This is a genomic window from Virgibacillus salexigens (assembly GCF_000723585.1).
GTDB classification, from domain to species: domain Bacteria; phylum Bacillota; class Bacilli; order Bacillales; family Amphibacillaceae; genus Virgibacillus; species Virgibacillus salexigens.
The window spans coordinates 587042-607044 of the sequence record NZ_CCDP010000002.1 but is presented as its reverse complement, the minus strand read 5'-3'; the positions used below and the strand labels follow the sequence as shown (position 1 = coordinate 607044).

At 36.8% G+C, this 20003-nt stretch carries 21 protein-coding genes and 1 other annotated feature; of the genes, 16 read left to right on the top strand and 5 right to left on the bottom strand.

The genetic code is table 11. From position 1 onward, the window contains the following. Positions 1-25 precede the first annotated feature (25 nt). Positions 26-919 (bottom strand): ectoine/hydroxyectoine ABC transporter substrate-binding protein EhuB, encoded by an 894-nt coding sequence (ehuB, locus tag BN990_RS15915; protein ID WP_021288679.1) that lies wholly within the window; start codon positions 917-919, stop codon positions 26-28. Between the two features lie 478 nt (positions 920-1397). Between ehuB and BN990_RS15910 the strand changes: the two genes are divergently transcribed. From BN990_RS15910 to BN990_RS15895, 4 genes are all read left to right on the top strand, one after another. Then, positions 1398-2315, top strand: coding sequence for a ketopantoate reductase family protein (locus tag BN990_RS15910; protein ID WP_038245779.1), 918 nt, complete (start codon positions 1398-1400; stop codon positions 2313-2315). Between the two features lie 17 nt (positions 2316-2332). Continuing rightward, complete coding sequence (gene ytzI / locus BN990_RS15905) at positions 2333-2515, top strand: YtzI protein (RefSeq protein WP_021288677.1); 183 nt, start codon at positions 2333-2335, stop codon at positions 2513-2515. 4 nt (positions 2516-2519) lie between these two features. Further along, the gene (locus tag BN990_RS15900; RefSeq protein ID WP_038245777.1) at positions 2520-3500 is read left to right on the top strand and encodes a Gfo/Idh/MocA family protein; all 981 of its coding nucleotides are present in this window, start codon (positions 2520-2522) and stop codon (positions 3498-3500) included. A 94-nt stretch (positions 3501-3594) separates the two neighbouring features. After that, a complete protein-coding gene (locus BN990_RS15895; RefSeq protein WP_051170007.1) occupies positions 3595-4308 on the top strand; it encodes a nitroreductase in 714 nt (237 codons plus the stop codon). A 42-nt stretch (positions 4309-4350) separates the two neighbouring features. Here BN990_RS15895 and BN990_RS15890 read toward each other — a convergent pair whose 3' ends face one another. After that, a complete protein-coding gene (locus tag BN990_RS15890) occupies positions 4351-4911 on the bottom strand; it encodes a M15 family metallopeptidase (protein ID WP_021288674.1) in 561 nt (186 codons plus the stop codon). A 131-nt stretch (positions 4912-5042) separates the two neighbouring features. Here BN990_RS15890 and BN990_RS15885 point away from each other — a divergent pair, with 131 nt between their 5' ends. The 9 genes from BN990_RS15885 to BN990_RS15845 all read left to right on the top strand — a co-directional run bounded on the left by BN990_RS15885 (position 5043) and on the right by BN990_RS15845 (position 12792). Further along, on the top strand, positions 5043-5660 hold the full coding sequence (locus tag BN990_RS15885) for a glycerol-3-phosphate acyltransferase (RefSeq protein WP_021288673.1): 618 nt from the start codon (positions 5043-5045) through the stop codon (positions 5658-5660). 18 nt (positions 5661-5678) lie between these two features. Then, positions 5679-6164, top strand: coding sequence for a DUF456 domain-containing protein (locus BN990_RS15880; RefSeq protein ID WP_021288672.1), 486 nt, complete (start codon positions 5679-5681; stop codon positions 6162-6164). 19 nt (positions 6165-6183) lie between these two features. Next, entirely contained in the window at positions 6184-6750 is a 567-nt protein-coding gene (locus BN990_RS15875) for a cysteine hydrolase family protein (protein WP_038245776.1), read from the top strand. Beyond that, on the top strand, positions 6743-7282 hold the full coding sequence (locus BN990_RS15870; protein ID WP_021288670.1) for a GNAT family N-acetyltransferase: 540 nt from the start codon (positions 6743-6745) through the stop codon (positions 7280-7282). Before BN990_RS15875 ends, BN990_RS15870 begins: the two co-directional genes overlap by 8 nt. A gap of 35 nt (positions 7283-7317) precedes the next feature. After that, positions 7318-7540: a binding site (T-box leader), on the top strand. A 69-nt stretch (positions 7541-7609) separates the two neighbouring features. Continuing rightward, positions 7610-9049 carry a proline--tRNA ligase gene (gene proS, locus BN990_RS15865; protein ID WP_038245775.1) on the top strand — a complete coding sequence of 480 codons (1440 nt, stop codon included), beginning with the start codon at positions 7610-7612 and terminating at the stop codon, positions 9047-9049. Between the two features lie 372 nt (positions 9050-9421). Further along, positions 9422-10576, top strand: coding sequence for a M20 family metallopeptidase (locus BN990_RS15860; RefSeq protein ID WP_038245774.1), 1155 nt, complete (start codon positions 9422-9424; stop codon positions 10574-10576). Between the two features lie 22 nt (positions 10577-10598). Next, complete coding sequence (locus BN990_RS15855) at positions 10599-11384, top strand: ABC transporter substrate-binding protein (RefSeq protein ID WP_038245773.1); 786 nt, start codon at positions 10599-10601, stop codon at positions 11382-11384. 33 nt (positions 11385-11417) lie between these two features. After that, positions 11418-12077, top strand: coding sequence for an amino acid ABC transporter permease (locus tag BN990_RS15850; protein ID WP_021288666.1), 660 nt, complete (start codon positions 11418-11420; stop codon positions 12075-12077). Then, complete coding sequence (locus BN990_RS15845; RefSeq protein ID WP_021288665.1) at positions 12070-12792, top strand: amino acid ABC transporter ATP-binding protein; 723 nt, start codon at positions 12070-12072, stop codon at positions 12790-12792. Before BN990_RS15850 ends, BN990_RS15845 begins: the two co-directional genes overlap by 8 nt. A gap of 45 nt (positions 12793-12837) precedes the next feature. On the opposite strand, the gene BN990_RS15840 is transcribed toward BN990_RS15845, so the two are convergent. Both BN990_RS15840 and BN990_RS15835 read right to left on the bottom strand, forming a co-directional pair. Then, positions 12838-13317, bottom strand: coding sequence for a glutathione peroxidase (locus BN990_RS15840; RefSeq protein WP_021288664.1), 480 nt, complete (start codon positions 13315-13317; stop codon positions 12838-12840). Positions 13318-13393: 76 nt separating this feature from the next. Beyond that, positions 13394-14269 (bottom strand): LysR family transcriptional regulator, encoded by an 876-nt coding sequence (locus BN990_RS15835; protein WP_021288663.1) that lies wholly within the window; start codon positions 14267-14269, stop codon positions 13394-13396. Positions 14270-14412: 143 nt separating this feature from the next. Between BN990_RS15835 and BN990_RS15830 the strand changes: the two genes are divergently transcribed. Then, positions 14413-15738 (top strand): aspartate aminotransferase family protein, encoded by a 1326-nt coding sequence (locus tag BN990_RS15830; RefSeq protein WP_031334873.1) that lies wholly within the window; start codon positions 14413-14415, stop codon positions 15736-15738. A gap of 50 nt (positions 15739-15788) precedes the next feature. Here BN990_RS15830 and trhO read toward each other — a convergent pair whose 3' ends face one another. Beyond that, positions 15789-16757: an oxygen-dependent tRNA uridine(34) hydroxylase TrhO gene (gene trhO, locus BN990_RS15825; protein ID WP_038245771.1), complete on the bottom strand. Its 969-nt coding sequence runs from the start codon at positions 16755-16757 to the stop codon at positions 15789-15791. A gap of 230 nt (positions 16758-16987) precedes the next feature. Here trhO and BN990_RS15820 point away from each other — a divergent pair, with 230 nt between their 5' ends. Next, the gene (locus tag BN990_RS15820) at positions 16988-18721 is read left to right on the top strand and encodes a PrpR N-terminal domain-containing protein (protein ID WP_038245770.1); all 1734 of its coding nucleotides are present in this window, start codon (positions 16988-16990) and stop codon (positions 18719-18721) included. A gap of 292 nt (positions 18722-19013) precedes the next feature. After that, positions 19014-20003 carry a 2-keto-3-deoxygluconate permease gene (locus BN990_RS15815; RefSeq protein WP_021288659.1) on the top strand — a complete coding sequence of 330 codons (990 nt, stop codon included), beginning with the start codon at positions 19014-19016 and terminating at the stop codon, positions 20001-20003.

Sequence of the window (20003 nt, the reverse complement as noted above, 5' to 3'; positions counted from 1 at the left end):
GTTGTTCAGTTTCGTGGAAGGTAGATTAGATGTCACCGTTACAAATTTTTTCCGTAGTAATATCTGCTTCCACCATATTATTTTGTTCGCTGAATCCATTCTTCTCCAGTAATTCTGCTACTGTGCCATCTTCTTTCAATTCAGCAAGTTTTTCATTATATGCATCACGCAATTCCGTGTTATCTAGATGGAAAGCTGCCGCACCATAACTTGGTACACCTTCAACATCTGGTTGTTCAAATCCTTCTACGAATTCTAATTTATCGCTATTCAACGATTCGTATGCCATTTTAATTGTCATCTCTGTACCGGTTGTTGCATCTGCTCTACCAGATTCTACAGCTGATAAAGTAGCTGGTATATCATCTGCATTCGTTATTTGATCTTCGCTTACACCTTCAGATTTAAGAAATTCATTTTCTGTTGCCCCAGCCATAACCGAAACGGTAGCATCTGGATTATCTGCTATATCTGTGTAGCTTTTAAGATTTAGTGGATTTCCTTTTTGGACAATAAGTCCCTCACCGTATTTCATTTCAGGTTCACCGAAGGCTGCGTTCTCACAACGGTCAGGATTAATAGCCATCCCTGCCGTAATAACGTCGAATTGGCCAGCTTTAAGGCCTGGAATTAATTGTCCAAAATCAGCTAATTTCGAATCCATATTTTCCACACCAAGTTCCTTAAATACAGCTGCTGCAATATCAACTGCAGCTCCCTTCAATTCGCCATCTTCCCCCTCATATGCATATGGTTTTTCATTAGCAAAACCAATAGTTACGGTTCCTGCCTCTTTTAATTCGTCTAATTTACTTCCGCTGCTTTCGCCATCTTCCCCGCTTGCACTATCGTCTGACCCGCATGCTGCTAGTGCGAACATGGTTAATCCTAGAACAAGCATAAGTAAGAGTTTCTTCATGTAATTAATTGCCTCCCTTTTTTATTTAAAAATCTATTTTTCTATGTATTGCAGTGCCCAGTTGGTCGGCGCTAGCAATCTTGCGTCTTTATTCCTGGGTAAAAATCACTGCATTTTTATTAAAAAAATAGATTTAAAGAATGGATAGCCTCCTTTATATGCAGTTATATTAAAATGTTACAGGGCTTTTACAATTGATTCAAACACAGTAAATTTTGATAATTTGCAATTTATTACGAAAAATCGATGTATAGGGTATATAAAATTTATATACATAAATATACTGTGGTATCATCCTTTAAGCTTTGGTATGTTCATAAATATGTTGATATAGGGAATAATTACCATTTTATTGAGTAGTTATTGTTAGACACCTATCCATTAAAAAAGTACCATTAAGATAACCAAATAAACATGATAAGATAGCATTGGACGACTATCTCTTAATAGCTATATTATTCAAAGGGGAGGGGAAAATATGCATGTTGTTATACTAGGTGCTGGCGCATTGGGGGGGTATTTTGGTTTACGGTATCAAGAGGCAGGTGCTAAGGTTACCTTTTTAGTTCGGGAGAGGAGAGCTGAACAGATTCAAAAGCATGGGCTTGCCATTCGTAGCCCTCAAGGTGATTATAATGTTAAAGATCCTATATTGTGTACGGATCCAAATAATATAGAAAAACCAGATATAGTGATTGTAAGTGTGAAAGGCTATCATTTAGCTGGGACGTTAGATTCTTTACAAGTACTCGTTCAAAAAGGGGCATATATTCTTCCGGTTCTAAATGGTATTGAACATATGGACATTTTGCAGGAAAAATTAGGCGAGAAGAACATAATTGGCGGACTTTCCTTTATTATTGCTACATTAAATGAGCAGGGGTATGTGGTACATTCAAGTGATTTTCATGAGCTTGTGTTTGGGCCACTAAACTCTAGTCAAGAAGAGGTATGTAAGCGATTAGAAGAACTTAGTAGTAAAGCTGTCATGACTGCAACATACCATCCATCCATTTTATATGAACAATGGAAGAAATACATGTTTATTAGTGCTTTTTCCGGAATTACCACGGCCATCAATTTACCAATCGGTCCAATTAGAGAGCATAAAGAGACATTTGCGATTGCAGTAAATCTATTACAAGAGATGAAAAAGTTAGCAAATGCATGCCAAATTAAGCTTACCGACGATGATGTAGAAATGGCAAAAGAAAAACTACTAGGTCTGAATAATGAAGCAACATCATCGATGCACCAGGATAGACGTAAACAATCCCCACTCGAATTGGATCATTTACATGGAGCAGCCATTCGACTTGCTAAACAAAAAGGTCTTACGCTCCCCTATACAAATATGGTGTTAGGGATGGTTAAGCCATTTGCAAATCTAACATAAAGTGAGGTATGTTCTTTGTGTCTACTTATATTGTAGTAATTATCGCCTGTATTATTGTAGTCGCAATCGTTCTTATCTTGTCCTTAGTGACGATCTCAAAAGGATACGCTTATAAGCATGAAATCGATCCATTACCAGATGAATGGGAAACAACAGAAGGAAAGCACGAAGAAGATAGTACGGATAAAAGGGGAGAATAGAGCTTTGAAGTATTCTACAATAGGAACAAGTTGGATAACCGATGCTTTTATTGATGCTGCGCAACAATCAGGGGTAGCTGAATTAGTCTCGGTCTATTCAAGAAATGAACAAAAAGCCCATCGTTTTGCAGAAAAGCATGGAGCAGCTCATATATTTACGGATCTGCAAGCGATGCTTACGGATGAAAGTGATGTTGTGTATGTTGCTTCACCCAATAAATTGCATGCCGATCATATCAAATTATGTATACAGAATGGGAAACATGTATTTTGTGAAAAACCAATGGTATATACTGTGCAGCAATTAGAAGAGATAATGGACTTGGCGAGGGCCAATGATGTCTTCGTTTTTGAAGGGTTCCGGCATCTATTCTCTCCTAATTACAAAATCTTAAAAGAACAACTATTACAAATTGGCGTTATTCGTAGTGCCATGTTTCAATATGTGAAATATTCATCAAAATATGATCAATATAAAGAAGGTAAAGATCCAAATATATTCTCTAAAACTTTTGCCGGTGGTGCATTAATGGATTTGGGTGTATATCCGTTAAGCATGGCAATTGATTTGTTTGGACAGCCCGAGAAAGTCAATTATTTCCCAGTTTTATTATCTAATGGGATTGATGGTAGTGGCACAATTGTATTAACCTATAAGGGTTTTATTGTAACTATTCTTTGTTCAAAAATTGCCAATGCAAGCCTGCCGTCAGAAATTCATGGTGAAGATGGTTCCTTGACGATGGATAGTGTAGCTCCAATTAGTGATCTGCAATTATATGACCGTATTGCTTCAAAAACAACTTCGCTTGCAAGTCAACAATATGAGGCTGACATGATCTATGAAATTCAAGCTTTTGAGAAAATGTTGAAAGGAAAAGATAGGAAATGGCATGATGCCTGTCTGGAAAGAAGCCGTATCGTTGTCCAAATAACTGAACAACTTAGAAAAGAAAATGGAATCCTTTTCCCAGGTGAATCATGATATAATATAGACACAAATAAAGCTGTTGGTCGCATTCAACAGCTTTATTACTTTTGATATGATAATCGATCATTTATGATATACATATAGGATAATGTACAAGCTATACAGATATCTAAGGAGGGGTCGTCCCATAGATAAGAATTATTTTCAAAAGTTAGTCCGTAGTAGAAGCTCAATCAGGGGATTTAAATCGACGCCGGTAAATAGCGAGACCATTACGGAAGTTTTGGAAGATGCTCAATTTACTCCTTCCAATTGTAATACGCAACCCTGGGACGTCCATATTGTATCCGGGAATATAAAAGATGAATTAAGTCGCAAGATTTTAGAAGCGAATCGTAATGGCCAACATACTGCTGATTTTTCATTTGATACAAAAGATTATTATGCGCGTTATTCTGAACGTCAAATAGAACAAGCCATTGCTTATCAACAGGCGATGGGAATCGATAGGAATGACCGTGAAGGCAGAATGCGTGTCGTTAACTTAAACTATGAATTCTTTCACGCTCCTCATGTTGCCTTTCTATTTATGCCATCTTTTGGGGATAACGTTCGAGTAGCCGCCGATATTGGGATGTATGGTCAGTCATTTTTATTAGCTCTTGCAGCGAGGGGATTAGGTGGCGTTCCGCAAACATCATTAGGCTTTTTTGCTAATCAAGTCAGAGAATCTCTAGACATATCAGAGGACATGAAACTATTATTTGGTATTTCATTTGGTTATCCGGATGAAGACTTCCCTGGAGCTTTGATGCGTGTTGGTCGAGATTCCGTTAATAAAAGTGTAGCTTTTCATTCATAAGGAAAAGCTACATTTTTTATTAGAAAGTGGTAACAAAATAAACTATTCTTGTGCAGGCTTAGGGCGTATACCACGTTGCAGTTGTTCAATGCTTAAGCCAAATGTTATTTGTAAATGTGGATAATCTTTAAATCCTTCCCAGTCTCCACCCCACTCAAATCCTAGATTTTTTGCAATATTTGCAACCTCGAACCAATCGGATTGATTATTATTATTGCCATCGTAATGGATATCCCAAATTAACTCGCCGTTTTTGTTTTCAAGTGCATAGTCGATAGCAAGTCCATAATTATGATAGGATTCGCCACCTTGTGCGTATGTCACAATCTCGCCATCTGTCGCTCTTCCTTGCTGATATAATTCTTCTTGGCGTTCAAATGAGCGAACGTCATCCGTTATCACTACATGGATATCTTTCGTTACTGCTTGTTCAATTAATTTATTTTTCTTCTCTTCCACCGTTGGATGTAATTCCGTTGCTGCTCCAACATCTTCTCTTTGGTCTGTATACTCTTCGTTTTGTCCTTGATAAAGTTGGAATAAGATGATGAGAAATACGGAAATTAGCAGCCATGGAAGTAGTATTTGTTGCAATTTTCTCATGGTGATCTCCTCTAATGTAAAAATATTATTTCTTCTTTAAAGGGTATTAAGTTGAAATACCAAAATCTTAAAAAATCTTTATTATTTTCTTCCAGTTTTACGTTATAATGAGTAAAAGGAAGGGGGATATAATGATTACGTTAGCTGTCTCAATTATTGGATACTTAGCAGGCTGCCTGCATGGATCGCAGCTAGTAAGTATATATAAACAGGTGGATATAAAGAAGAATGGAGTAAAAAACGCAGGTGCTTCTAACGCGACTATTTTACTTGGATGGAAATATGGGATACTAGTTGCATTAATTGATATATTTAAAGCTACGTTTGCAATATTACTTGTACTCTATATTTTAAATGAAAATGGGATCAATGGTAAAGAGCAAACATTGCTCATCTATATTACAGCTTTATTCATTATTCTAGGACATAACTATCCAATTACAATGAAATTTAGTGGAGGAAAAGGGACTGCTTCACTCGTCGGCATCTTATTAGCCATAGATTGGAAAATTGCTGTTATTGGAATAGGAATACTGTTATTATTTACTTTTGCAACGGATTACCTAGTTGTTGGTGTATTATGTATGTATCTTTCTTTTTTAATTACAACGTTTGTTTTTTTTGGCCCAGAGCCCACTTCTATCGTCATTTTTTTATCAATTTTAAGTGTAGCGAAACATATGGAGAACTACAGACGTATAATTACGAAGCAGGAAACAAAACTATCATATATGTTTTCAAAAAAGTAAGTGACGTTGGAGGTAACTATGTTAGACATAATCATGTGGATTTTAATTAGTGCATTGTTTATTTTAAGTTTTGTAGGGGTCATTTTCCCAATTGTTCCATCCGTACTTGTGATATGGATTGGTTTTCTCATCTATCACTTTGTAATTAACGCAAATGAATTAACGATGTCATTTTGGATAGCAATGTCTATTATTACGGTAATTCTCATTGTTGCAGACGTTATTGCAAATGGTTATTTTGTAAAAAAATACGGTGGAAGTAAGTGGGGAGAACGTGGTGCAGCGATTGCTGTTATTGTAGGTTCATTCATTATTCCCCCATTCGGGATATTAATCGTTCCGTTTTTAACCGTGTTTATCATTGAATTAATGCAGCAACGAACCGTACAAGAAGCACTTTTAGCTTCTTTTGGTTCATTAGTAGGTTTTCTAGGAGGAACGATAGCTAAAGTAATTATCCAGCTGTTTATGATTATTTGGTTCTTTGTTGCTATCTTATTTTAGTGTATAGGGGGATGCTGTAATGAGAAAGGCTTTGATCAATGTAGATTATACGAATGATTTCGTGGCTGATGATGGTAAGTTAACGTGTGGAAAGCCAGGTCAAGCTATTGAAACATCTATTGTTAACTATACAACTAACTTTATACAACAAGGGGAGTTTGTTGTGTTTGCGATAGATACACATGTAGAGGGAGATAATTACCATCCAGAGTCTTCGCTTTTTCCAGCGCATAATATACGTGGCACTTCAGGCAGGAACTTATATGGAAAACTTGCAAAAGTTTATCAAGAACATCAAGACAAAGAAAATGTTTACTTTCTTGATAAGACAAGATATAGTGCATTTCAAGGTACGGATTTAGAAATGAAGTTACGTGAGAGAGATATAACGGAAATACATCTTGTAGGAGTTTGTACAGATATTTGTATTTTACATACAGCCATGGATGCCTTTAATAAAGGATTCAACATTATCGTCTATGAGGATGCAGTAGCAAGCTTTAATCACACAGGGCATGAGTGGGCATTGGCGCATTTTGAAAAGACATTAGCTGCAAAAGTTCTTTCCAGGGGGGATTGTGATTAATATTGCGTTGAACGATCCATATAGTGGATATACAGTTAGAAAAGCAAAATTGGAAGACATGGATGAAATTATTCATTTACTGAAAACTGCTGCACAATGGGTACAAGCAAAGGGGATAGAACAATGGGGTCATTTACTAACTGGAGAGGAAGACGCTAAGATTCAATCAGACATCCAATCTGATACGACATACGTTGTAGAGCAAAATAATCAGCTAGTTGCTACATTTAATCTTTCTAATCAACAGAATGAATGGGATATTTGTATGTGGGGTCATCGAGAAGATAATGCCTTTTATCTTCATCGCTTTGCTGTGGGCAGCAGGTATCATGGCAAAGGGATTGGAAAACAAATTCTACAATGGATGGATAATCAGTTAACTGGAACAAATTGCTTTCTTCGACTTGATTGTGTGGCTGATAATTCAGGTCTAAATCAATTATATAAACACGCCGGTTTTGTGTATCTTAAACAGAAGGATATCGATGGTGATTTGTTTTCCTTGTATCAAAAGTCCTTCGTTAAATCTTGACTTTGTTAATTGTAAACTATATAGTGAAGGTAATATCTGTAGCAATGAAGGAGATTAGTATAATCTGGATGTCTTTTTAGAGAGGGAATGGCCGCTGAGAATTCCTAAGGCAAGGGTTAGAACCTGCTCCCTGAGCTCACTGTCGGAAAGGCTTCTATGTTATAAGGCAGTGCGGATCGTATCCGTTATCAACATAGAGTGTACGTAGTGTCATTATATACGTAAACAAGGGTGGTACCACCAACCTCGGTCCCTTTATTGGATGGAGGATTTTTTTAATGTTTTTAATCGTATTTTATTACTATATATCGTAAAGAGGTGTTTGATTTGGGCAAAAAGAATAAGCAGTTTGTAGAAAAGATAACTGCAATGGAAGATGATTTTGCACAATGGTATACAGATGTAGTAAAACAGGCTGATCTCGTTGACTATGGTCAAGTTCGCGGCACTATGATTATTAAACCTTATGGTTATGCTATTTGGGAAAATATCAAAGATGAGCTTGATAAAAAATTTAAACAAACAGGCCATACCAATGTTGCCTTCCCATTATTTATTCCTGAAAGCTTATTACAAAAAGAGAAGGATCATGTAGAGGGATTTGCACCAGAAGTTGCATGGGTGACTCACGGAGGAGAAGAGGAGTTAACAGAACGCCTTGCGATTCGTCCTACTTCCGAAGTGTTATTCTGTGATTACTATTCCAAAAACATTCATTCCTATCGTGATTTACCTAAATTGTATAATCAGTGGGGGAATGTCGTTCGTTGGGAAAAAACTACACGCCCATTTTTACGTTCCTCGGAATTCCATTGGCAGGAAGGCCATACTGCTCATGCTACAGATGAGGATGCATCAAAAGAAACGAATCAAATGTTAACTATTTATGCGGATCTCGTTGAAGAATATCTAGCAATTCCTGTCTTGCGTGGTAAGAAAACGGATAAAGAGAAATTTGCTGGTGCAAAATACACGTTAACAATCGAAAGCCTTATGCATGATGGGAAAGCTTTGCAGTCAGGTACCTCGCATCATTTTGGATCTGGATTTGCCGAAGCATTTGATATTACGTACTTAGATGAAAATGGAGATAGTCAATATGTTCATCAAACCTCTTGGGGGCTTTCCACGCGTATTATGGGAGCATTAATTATGGTACACGGTGATAATCGAGGGCTAGTAATTCCACCTCGCATTGCTCCAACACAAGCAATGATTGTTCCAATTGCACAACATAAAGAAGGTGTGTTGGACAAAGCTTATGAATTGCGTGATCAATTAAAGGATATTGTTCGTGTTGATATTGATGCTAGTGATAAGATGCCTGGATGGAAGTTTAATGAATATGAAATGAAGGGTATCCCAGTTCGAATTGAAATGGGGCCAAAGGATATGGAAAAAGAGCAAGTGGTTCTTGTACGTCGCGATACAGGCGAAAAAGAATTCGTTCCTTTAACTGAACTACAAACAAGATTGACGGCACTTTTAGAAGAAGTCCAATTGAATTTGTATACGAAGGCAAAGAATCATCGTGATAAAAAAACAAGTATTGCCACTACGATAGAAGAATTTAGTCGTGTATTATATGAAAATCCTGGCTTTATTAAAGCAATGTGGTGTGGAGACCTAGCTTGCGAAGAGAAAATCAAAGAAGATACGTTAGCTACTTCCCGTTGTATTCCATTTGAACAAGAGCAAGTTGCGGATATCTGTGTATGCTGTGGAAAACCAGCAAAAGAGTTAGTTTTTTGGGCAAAAGCTTATTAAAAAGAGACGAAGATAAAAAAATCTTATTCCAATAATAATCCGGACGGTTTCTTTCGAATCTGTTCGGATTATTTGTTTACACTTAAAATTTCTTCTATCATTACGCCATCAACATACTTCGCTTCTGCTATACGTACTTAAACTGTGCTTTGTTTCACCTTCAATTAATAGTTATTTTACCATTCGGGTTTTGGATTAGCTATTCTAGTTGTGTCCAGAAGTTTTTTATGCATTTAATCATAACTAATTGACAATGTAAAAGAGACTGCCGTTCTGTGAAATGGTGGAATAAAATAACTATTGCATAGCTATACATATTGTGGTATAAATATACATATAAATTAATAAATATGCATATGGGTGGGAACGAAGATGGATGCGTTTTTGAAACAACAAATAGAAGAAATTCATTTAGAGTTATGTACAATTAGTGATGACTTATACAAGCATCCAGAGTTAGGAGATCAAGAATATGAATCGATGAAAGCTCTCGTTCATTTACTAGCAAGTCATGGATTTACGATTGAAACTGGTATTGCAGATCGAGAAACTGCTTTTAAAGCGACATTTAAAGGTAAACAACCAGGACCTGTGATTGCATATTTAGCTGAGTATGATGCTTTACCAGAAGTTGGACATGGTTGCGGTCATAATTTAATTGGCACGATGAGTGTTGGAGCAGGTATTGCGCTAAGCAAACAGGTAGAGGAGGTTGGGGGAAGTGTTATAGTTTTAGGGACTCCTGCTGAAGAGACAAATGGTGCCAAGGTGCCAATGAGTGAACAGGGGATTTTTGATGAAATGGATGTAGCAATGATGGTTCATCCTAGTGACAGTTCCTATGAGAGTGGAGAATCATTAGCTATGGATGCAATTCAGTTTACTTATTACGGGAAGTCTTCACATGCAGCAGCCTCTCCTGAGCAGGGAATTAATGCACTTGATAGTGTTATTCAATTATTTAATGGGATAAATGCTCTACGCCAGCATCTTCCGTCAGATATTCGAATTCATGGCATCATATCAGAAGGTGGACATGCTGCCAACGTTGTACCTGATAAGGCGACTGCTCAGTTTTATGTACGGGCGAAGGAGAGACGCATGTTAAATGAAGTTGTTAATCAAGTGAAACATATTGCAAATGGTGCAGCGATGATGACAGGAGCCACACTCGAGATATCTAACTATGAATTGAGTTATGACAATATGCTAACAAATCAACCATTATCAAAAACGTTTACAAATCATTTACAAGAAATAACAAAAAAACCTGTGCAAGCAGCTAAACAAAACTATGGATCTATTGATATGGGCAATGTTAGCCAAGTTGTGCCAGCCATTCACCCTTATATTGGTTTGGATGAGCCAGGATTAATCGCGCATACAAAGGAATTTGCGGATTTAACGATAACAGATAAAGGTCATCAGGTAATTGCAGATGGGGCTCTGGCTCTAGCAAAAACAGGTTTTGAAATCATAACAAACCCTATATTGCTCTCTGAAATTAAAGGGGCATTTAATAAATAAAAACGAAATTGAGGGGAAGAAAATGATGAAATTAACGAACTTATTTATCGTATTCATGCTAATTGGTGCGGTATTAGCCGCGTGTGGAAGTCAAGGTAATAATGGCGAGGCTTCTAGTGATGCGAATTCAGAAGGCAAGAAAGTACTTAAGATGGCTACTTCTGCGGATTTCCCACCCTTCGAATCTCGTGACCCAGAAGGTAACTTTGAAGGTTTTGATATTGAACTAGCACATATGATTGCGGACGAATTAGGTTATGAATTAAACATAGAAGATATGAAATTTGATGGATTAATTGGTGCTTTACAAGCAGATCGAGTAGATATGGTTTTGTCTGGTATGAGTGCTACAGAAGAACGTAAAAAGAATGTTGATTTTTCGACGGAATATCATCATTCAGGAGAATCATTCCTAACCAAAGCTGATTCGGATATCCAATCACTCGACGATCTGAAAGGGAAAACAGTTGGTGTGCAGCTTGGTACGATTCAAGAGGAAGGTGCAGAGAAACTAGCTGAAGAATATGGTTTTGAAGTGAAGAAAGTTGATAACTCTGGCCTACTTGTTCAAGAATTAAATTCCAATCGAATTGACGTCGGGTATATGGATAAGACCGTAGCAGTAGGCTATCAAGAGGAGCAAGGGTTAAGCGGATTTGATGATCCAACGACTAGCTCACCTGGCATGGCTATTGCTTTCCCGAAAGGAAATGACTTCGTTAATGAAGTGAATGAAGCATTAGCGAAATTAGAAGAAGAAGGAAAAATTAAAGAACTGGAAGAAAAATGGTTATCTAACGTTGAATAAAGCAATAGATAGAGAAAAGCGAGGTGATAAGGCATGAATTTGGACTTCAGCCAAATCGTGCCTTATATTCCTTTTATACTTGAGGGAATATGGGCTACATTAAAATTTGTAAGTGTTTCGATTCTAATGGGATTTATATTAGGTACGCTTTTATCCCTATGTAAAATTACAAAAACCCCCCTATTAAAGTGGTTAGCGGATGCGTATACGTCAATATTTCGAGGGACGCCACTTATTTTACAACTCATGATTATTTATTATGCTGTACCACAATTAACGGGGTATGATATCTCTGCGTTTTTATCAGCTGTTCTCGCCTTCGGTTTGAATTCGGCAGCATATATTTCCGAAATTATTCGCGGTGGGATTTTAGCAGTAGATAAAGGACAAACCGAAGCGGCAGAAGCTTTAGGGGTACCATATAAACCGATGATGCTAAATATTATCTTACCACAGGCATTTAAAAATATATTGCCTGCAATGATGAATGAGTTTATTACATTAACAAAGGAATCAGCACTTGTATCTACCATAGGTTATTTAGATATTATGCGAAGAGCGCAAGTTGTTGGTTCAGATTTGTATCGTAACTTCGAACCATTGTTATTTGCTGGTCTCATATATTGGGTAATTGTTTATATTCTTACCTCTGTAGGAAGATTAGTGGAACGGAGGCTTCGTCAAAGTGATTAAAGCAAACAATATTACGAAAGTATTTGGTGAAAGTACAGTTCTTCAGCAAATAACTACTACAATCAAGCAAGGGGAAGTAGTGACTATAATTGGACCTTCTGGGTCAGGTAAATCTACTTTTCTACGTTGTTTAAACCTATTAGAAGACCCAACAGAAGGACAAATATTTCTTCACGATCAGGAAATTACGCTGCCTAAAACCAATAAATTAGTTATCCGTAAAAATATCGGAATGGTTTTTCAACATTTTCATTTATTTCCACATATGACCGTACTAGATAATGTTTCTTATGCGCCGCAAAAGGTGAAGGGTGTATCAAAACAAGAAGCAGAGAAAACGGCCAAGCAGTTACTAACGAAAGTAGGATTAACGGATAAAGAGGATACGTATCCCAACCGTTTATCTGGTGGACAAAAACAACGAGTTGCGATTGCAAGGGCATTAGCAATGGAACCAAGTATTATGTTATTTGATGAGCCGACTTCAGCATTAGATCCAGAAATGGTGAAAGAGGTACTGGATGTGATCAAAGATCTGGCACAGACGGGTATGACGATGGTGATTGTAACGCATGAAATGAATTTTGCGAAAGAAGTAGCTGATCGGGTCTTGTTTTTGGATAACGGTAGATTAGTAGAAGAAGCAGAACCTACGAGATTTTTTGAACAGCCAACTTCCGAACGAGCTAGAGATTTTCTTGATAAGGTACTATAAGGTAAGAGAAAGGGGAGACCAAATGTTCATTGGCCTCCCTTTAAATTATGCTTTTAATGCAGCTTCAATATCTTTCGCTAGTTGATTTGGTTTTGTTTGAGGAGCATAGCGGGCAATTACCTCTCCTTGTTTATTAATCAGAAACTTGGTGAAATTCCACTTGATCTGCTTTGTTAACATACCTTTCGCCTCTTCTGTAAGGTGCTTAAACAATGGATGAATATTTTCTCCTTTTACATCTACCTTGCTAAACATGGGGAAGGTAACCCCATAATTTAATTGACAGAAATCTGAGATTTCATCGTCCGAGCCAGGATCTTGATTATTAAATTGATTACATGGAAAACCAAGTACATTAAATCCTTGTTCCTTATAAGAATTGTATAGGTTTTGTAAGTCTTCCAATTGAGGCGTGAATCCGCATTTACTTGCTGTGTTTACAATTAAAAGAACATCCCCTTGATAATCTGCTAAAGATTTTTCCTTCCCATCTATTAAAGTAGTTTGAAAATCATAGACATTCATACCAATAGCCTCCTTTAAAAAAAGAATAGCAATAGGGGGTGTCACTGTCAAAATGAATGGTTTAGTTAGTAACCGGTTAGTTAGTTATGAAATCAATAAATAATTTTGTTGCATCATCAACGGTTTGTTCTTTTTTAATAATTAATTCAAAATCTCGTTCTATTTTAGGAATTCCGTCTATTTTAATTGTATGTAATAAGCCATTATGCAAGTCATTTTTAACAGAAAAATATGGAAGAAACGAAGCACCTATATTATTTTTAACCATTTCTTTCGCACCATCAATACTATCAATCTCAGCAACAATATTTGGAGCCAGTTCTACCTTTTTAAAAGCGTTTTGAATTAATTTCCAATCTTTGGTCTCTGGCTTATATAAAATTAGTGGTGAATTAGCTAGATCCTCAAGGGTTGGCTTATCTAATTTACTTAAGGGATGATCTGAATGGTAGACTAGTATCATTTCATCTTCTTCGATACAGAAACTTTCGATTTGTGGGTGATAAATAGAGCGAACAATTCCGGCGGAAACGTCTTGATTAAGTACCATATCTAAGACTTGATCAGAATGGCCGGAGAAAACGCTGAATTTAATGTTTGGGTAAGTATCTCTGAAGGCTTGTATGCGACTAGGGAGGAAGTAGCCAGCACCTGAAAATACAATAGAAAGAACTACTTCACCATCAAATAGTTCGTTCCGTTTTTGAATAGAGCGTTTTCCTTTTTGAATGGAGTCGACAGCTGCTTGTGCAAAAGCAAGAAATGTTTCCCCCTCCTCAGTTAAATAAACGTTTGAATAATTACGTTCAAATAATGGCGCGCCTAGCTCCTTTTCTAAAACTTTTATCTTAGAACTAATAGATGGCTGCGATAAAAAAAGTAATTCACCTGCTTTACTAAAACTCCCTGTATTAGCAATATAAATAAAGGCCTCAAGCTGATCAAAGTTCAACTGTATTCCCACCTTATTATTAATTTTTATATGATCATAAAATATTTCAATTCGACTTGTCAATGTAATTCCATTACCATGAAAACGATACAATAAATATCTCGTTATTCAATCAAAAAATACAGACGAACTAACGCAAAGAGGTGGGCAGGTTGATAAAACGTATGAATCAATCGTTGGCATATATGGACAGAGCTAAACAGGTGATGCCAGGAGGAGTGACAGCCAATATTAAATATTTTGAACCACATCCAATTGTTATGAAGAAAGGCCATGGTGCATATTTAACGGATGTGGATGATAATGAATATGTCGATTATCTATTGTCCTATGGTTCATTAATGCTAGGACATGGACATCCTGTAATTAAACATGCAATTCAATCCCAACTAGATACAAGTGGTACGTGGTTATTCGGAACTCCGCATGAGTTAGAAGCAGATTTTGGAGAGAAGTTAAAGCAATACTTTCCAAGCATGGAACTTCTTCGGTATACGAATTCAGGAACAGAGGCAACCTTGCTTGCTTTACGTCTAGCAGCAACTTATACTGGAAAACATAAAATAGCTAAATTTGAAGGACATTATCATGGCGGTTATGATCAGGTGTTATTAAGTGTGGATCCAGATGTTAATGAAGCTGGCCCAGCAGAGGAACCTCTATCTGTACCTGCATCAAAAGGAGTGGGAGCCTATCATCAAGACCATACGGTTATTTTGCCGTTCAATCATTCATATGCGTTTGAGTTACTAAAGCACCACAGGGATGAAATCGGAGTGGTAGTATTAGAACCTATCCAAAGCGGGTTTATCCCGGCACAAAAAGTGTTTATGGAAGAATTGCGTCGTCTTACAAAAGATTTAGGTATTGTTCTCCTATTTGATGAAGTGAAAACTGGATTTCGAATAGGTATGGGAGGGGCACAAGGCTACTATGGCATTGAGCCGGATTTAACTGCTTTAGGAAAGGTCATTGGAGCTGGATTCCCGATGGGGGTTGTCGGTGGAAAACGGGAGATATTGATGGAAAGTGCGCCTGTTAAAAATAATGCTACCAATTTAAGTTCCAAAGATGTACTTTTCCATAGCGGTACGTACAATGGTCATCCAATGATCTTAGCAGCAGGACTTGCAACCATTCAAGTGTTAGAAAATGAGTTTGACTTTGTAGTCATGCAAACAAATGAATTAAAACAGCAATTAGAAAGGCTGTTTGCAACAAAAGGAATTGCTATGCAAGCAATTGGGATAGGAGCAATGTTTAATATAGTATTTACGGAAGAAAAGGTTACCAACTATCGTGAATATCAAATTGCTGATTTTCGTTTAAGGAAAGATTTAGATGCTCATTTGTTAAAAGAAGGTATATATGCAAAGCCGTGTAATCGATATTCCTTATCTACACAGCATGGAGAAAAGGAAATAGAAAAGACAGTAACAGCTGTGACTGGTTTTCTTAACCAGATGTAAAATAAAAAGAAGACGTCCTTTATAAAAGAAGGACGTCTTCTTTCTTGTCATTACGCATTTTGCATTAAACTTTCACCAATTCGTGCTAATCGTTGTTCCACTTCTTCTTGTGAAAGCTCCTGTTCTTTAATATATAAATTTCGAGGACTCACCCGACATTCATGTGTACAACCCCGTAAATACGTATGCTCATTTTCTTCAGAGCAAAGAATTTGTTTATTACAATCTGGGTTTGCACAGTTTACATATCGTTCACAAGGTTTTCCATCGAAATAATCCACACCAACTACTACGTGTTCTTTTTGATTTACTGGAACAGAGATACGTTCATCGAATACGTAACATTTTCCATCCCATAAATCACCTTGAACTTCAGGATCTTTTCCGTACGTAACGATTCCACCATGTAATTGGTTTACATCTTCGAAACCTTCTTCTAATAACCAACCAGAAAATTTTTCGCAGCGAATACCGCCAGTACAATACGTTAATACTTTTTTATCTTTGAATTGTTCCTTATTCTCACGAATCCATTCTGGTAATTCACGGAATGTTTCTATATCTGGACGGACGGCACCGCGAAAATGTCCTAAATCATATTCATAATCATTACGTGCATCAATCACGACAGTGTTTTCATCCTGCATAGCCTCGTAGAATTCCTTAGGAGATAAATGATTACCTGTTGTTTGTAACGGATTTATATCATTCTCTAATCGAAATGTAACTAACTCTTTGCGAGGGCGAACATGCATTTTTTTGAAGGCATGTCCATCATGCTCATCAATTTTAAAAACCATATCTGCAAAGCGAGGATCTTGATGCATCGTATCCATATACAATTTGGTTTGTTCTTTTGTACCTGATACAGTACCATTGATCCCTTCCTGTGCTACTAAAATTCTACCTTTTAAACCAATGTCTTTGCAGAATTTAAGATGCTCATCAGCATAGCTTTCTGGGTCATCAATTTGGACATACTGATAGTACAATAATACTTGATAATTATTGTTCTCCATGTTGTTTACCACCTATCATTTATATTTGCAAGATACAAATGTTTGGTAGCCGTTATTCAATTTTTTCTATCTTGCAAGAGATATTATACCAAGGTTTGATATGAATTTCAAAACAGCTTTATTTTGCATCATGTTCCTTATTTTATCCACTGAAAGAGCGTTGATGTACAAGAGAAACGAACTATGTAATAATAGAGTTGTTTAAAAATGGAACAAAAAGAGGGATGACATTGATTAAAGCATTATTAATTGCCCCTTATCCTGGGTTAGTTGAAATCGCAAAAAACCTTCAGATTCCCAATTATATGCAGTTAGATATACAGACAGCAAATTTAGAACAAGGGGTAGAAATTGCTCGCAACGCCGAACGACAGGGGTATGAGATTATTATAAGTCGCGGTGGTACCGCAACAATGATACAAGATGAAGTATCGTTACCTGTTGTTCATATTGATATTACTGGATATGATATGCTTCGAGTTTTTACATTGATAAGCGGCCTGCAAAAGAAGGTTGCACTTGTAGGATTCGCTAATATATCACGCGGTGCTGCAACTTTGTGCAATATATTAGAACTCAATGTAAAAATGATTACTATCCAATCTAGAAGTGAGGTAAAACACCATTTACAAGAATTAAAACAAGAAGGATATTCTGTAATAATCGGGGATGTTGTAACCGTTCAGGAAGCTAAACAACTTGGCTTACGTGGAGTGTTGATTACTTCAGGAAAAGAAGCGTTAATGGATGCTTTTGAAGAAACGAAGAGGTTACATCACTTAGCTAATAAAATTAGATATCAAACAAAATATTTATCTGATATGTTTGCCGCTTTACCAATACCTGCAGTTATAATTGATGAATCGAAGCAAATCGTTGATTACAACAATGTTTTTCAAGTACATCCAAGATATAAAGAAATCTTACATACGAAGCAATTGAACAACATTATCCGTAAAGTTTTGAGTTCAGGAGCAGACTGTTGGAGTGAAATTAAGGGAGAAAATCAGGTATTTATGACTCAGGCATATAAAGTAAATGAAGAAGATTCACTTGTAGGTATTCTGGTACACGCAGAAGTGGAGAAACCAGAATACGTTCATTTAAAGGTAACTAGTCATCCTTCTCCCTTACCGATTATCGGGGATAGTGAACAAAGTAAAAGCTTAACTAACAATATGCCTACCTATGCGTCCACTAATCATTCCATTTATATTTACGGAGAAATTGGTACTGGTAAAAAGACATTAGCCAAGATTATACATTTTGAGCGTTTTGGAAGTCATGTACCTATCATCGAAGTAGCTGGTTCATTGAATCATGCTGAGTTAAATAGCTTAAAAAAACTGGTTCGAACTATTAAACAAGCAACATTGCTATTAAGGGATGCCGATAAAATGAGTAAGAGTGAACAATCAAGCTTGTTAAAAATAGTAAGCAATAAATCAATAGATGTACAAGTAATATCAGTAAGTAATGCATCGATAGAAAAGTTGGTAAAAAAGGGTGCATTTAGCCAAAAGTTATACGATCAGTTAACGGATCATACGATTCATATGATTCCATTACGAGAAAGGAAAAGGGATATTCCAGCGTTTATCAATTATTTCTTAGCTGAATTCCATACGGACAGTGGCTATGAAGCGATTGGAATGAAAGAAGATGCAATGGAATTACTTATGCAATTGGAGTGGGAATTAAATGTAGCGCAATTAAAAAAGGTTTGTAGAGAGCTAAGCTTAATGACAACGGGTTATTATATTGAAGCAAAGCATGTAGAGAAACTGATACAAAATAAAGGAATTGGTGATTTTTCCATACCAATAGAGGGTACATTAATGGAAATGGAGCAACGGGTGATTAAGCGCGTGCTCGAGGAGGAGAATAATAACCAATCCAATGCCGCAAAACGATTAGGGATTAGTCGCACAACATTGTGGAGGAAACTTCATAACGAAGGCTAACGAGTGAACATGAAGGGAAGCAGAACATTGCTTTCCTTCTTTTTTTGTTTAAAAATGAAACGATATTTAGTAGGGATAAATTAACTGTTGCAAAATAATATACGAAAGGGTACAATTATCACTGAAATCGCTTTAATTTTTGTTTCATATTTGAACGATAATAATTAGTCCATAGACTATAGTTTTTTTTAATCGATTATGAAAGGGCTTTATAATTGATTCATTAATAATGAACTGTGGATTCCGTTCTTATCACTTGTATTTATATCTAATTTTTGAGGGGGAGAAAAAAATGAAGATTAAAGCCACATTAGAGAAAATACCTGGAGGTATGATGGTTGTACCATTATTATTTGCTGCATTATTGAACACTTTCGTGCCAGAGTGGTTACGTATTGGTAACTTTACGCAAGCGCTTTTTGTAGATGGTGCTAGCACATTAATTGCTCTGTTTTTACTTTGTACGGGTGCTCAAATTAATTTACGTAATGTAGGGGTTAGTTTAGGGAAAGGTGCTACATTACTTGCGACAAAATGGGTCGTTGGTGCAATCGTTGGTTTGCTTGCTTACATGTTTGCTGGGGATAACGGGCTTTGGATGGGGCTAGCTCCGATTGCTATTATTGCTGCCATGACAAATAGTAATGGGGGATTGTATGTTGCTATGGTTGGTCAGTATGGAGATAAAACAGATAGAGCGGCATATTCCCTCTTGGCATTAAATGATGGACCGTTTTTCACGATGGTAGCATTAGCTATCTTCGGTACGATGGGCTTTGTAGATGGTATGTTTTCTGTAGTATCATTTGTATCCGTTTTATTACCAATTGTTGTAGGAATGGTTCTTGGTAATTTAGATGGAGACATGAGAGAGTTTTTGAATAAAGGAAGTTCTATGTTAATTCCATTCTTTGCATTTGCACTAGGTATGGGAATCGATTTTGCAAGTATTATTGAAGGTGGACTTGGCGGTATTGTGCTTGGTTTACTAACTGTATTTGTTACTGGTACAGCAGGATATTTTGTATTTAAAATGATGAAATGGAATCCTATTGCTGGTGCGGCAGAGGGATCCACAGCGGGTAATGCTGTAGCAACTCCTGCTGCAATTGCTGCGGCGAGTTCTGCTTTTGCTGCTAATGTGGAATTAGCAACTGTGCAAGTTGCGGCATCTACGGTAACGACGGCTATATTACTCCCAATCTATGTTGCTTTCTTAGTCAAACGACTGGAGAAAAAAGGAGTAAATATACCCGAAGATTATGTTATTGAAGAATCATAA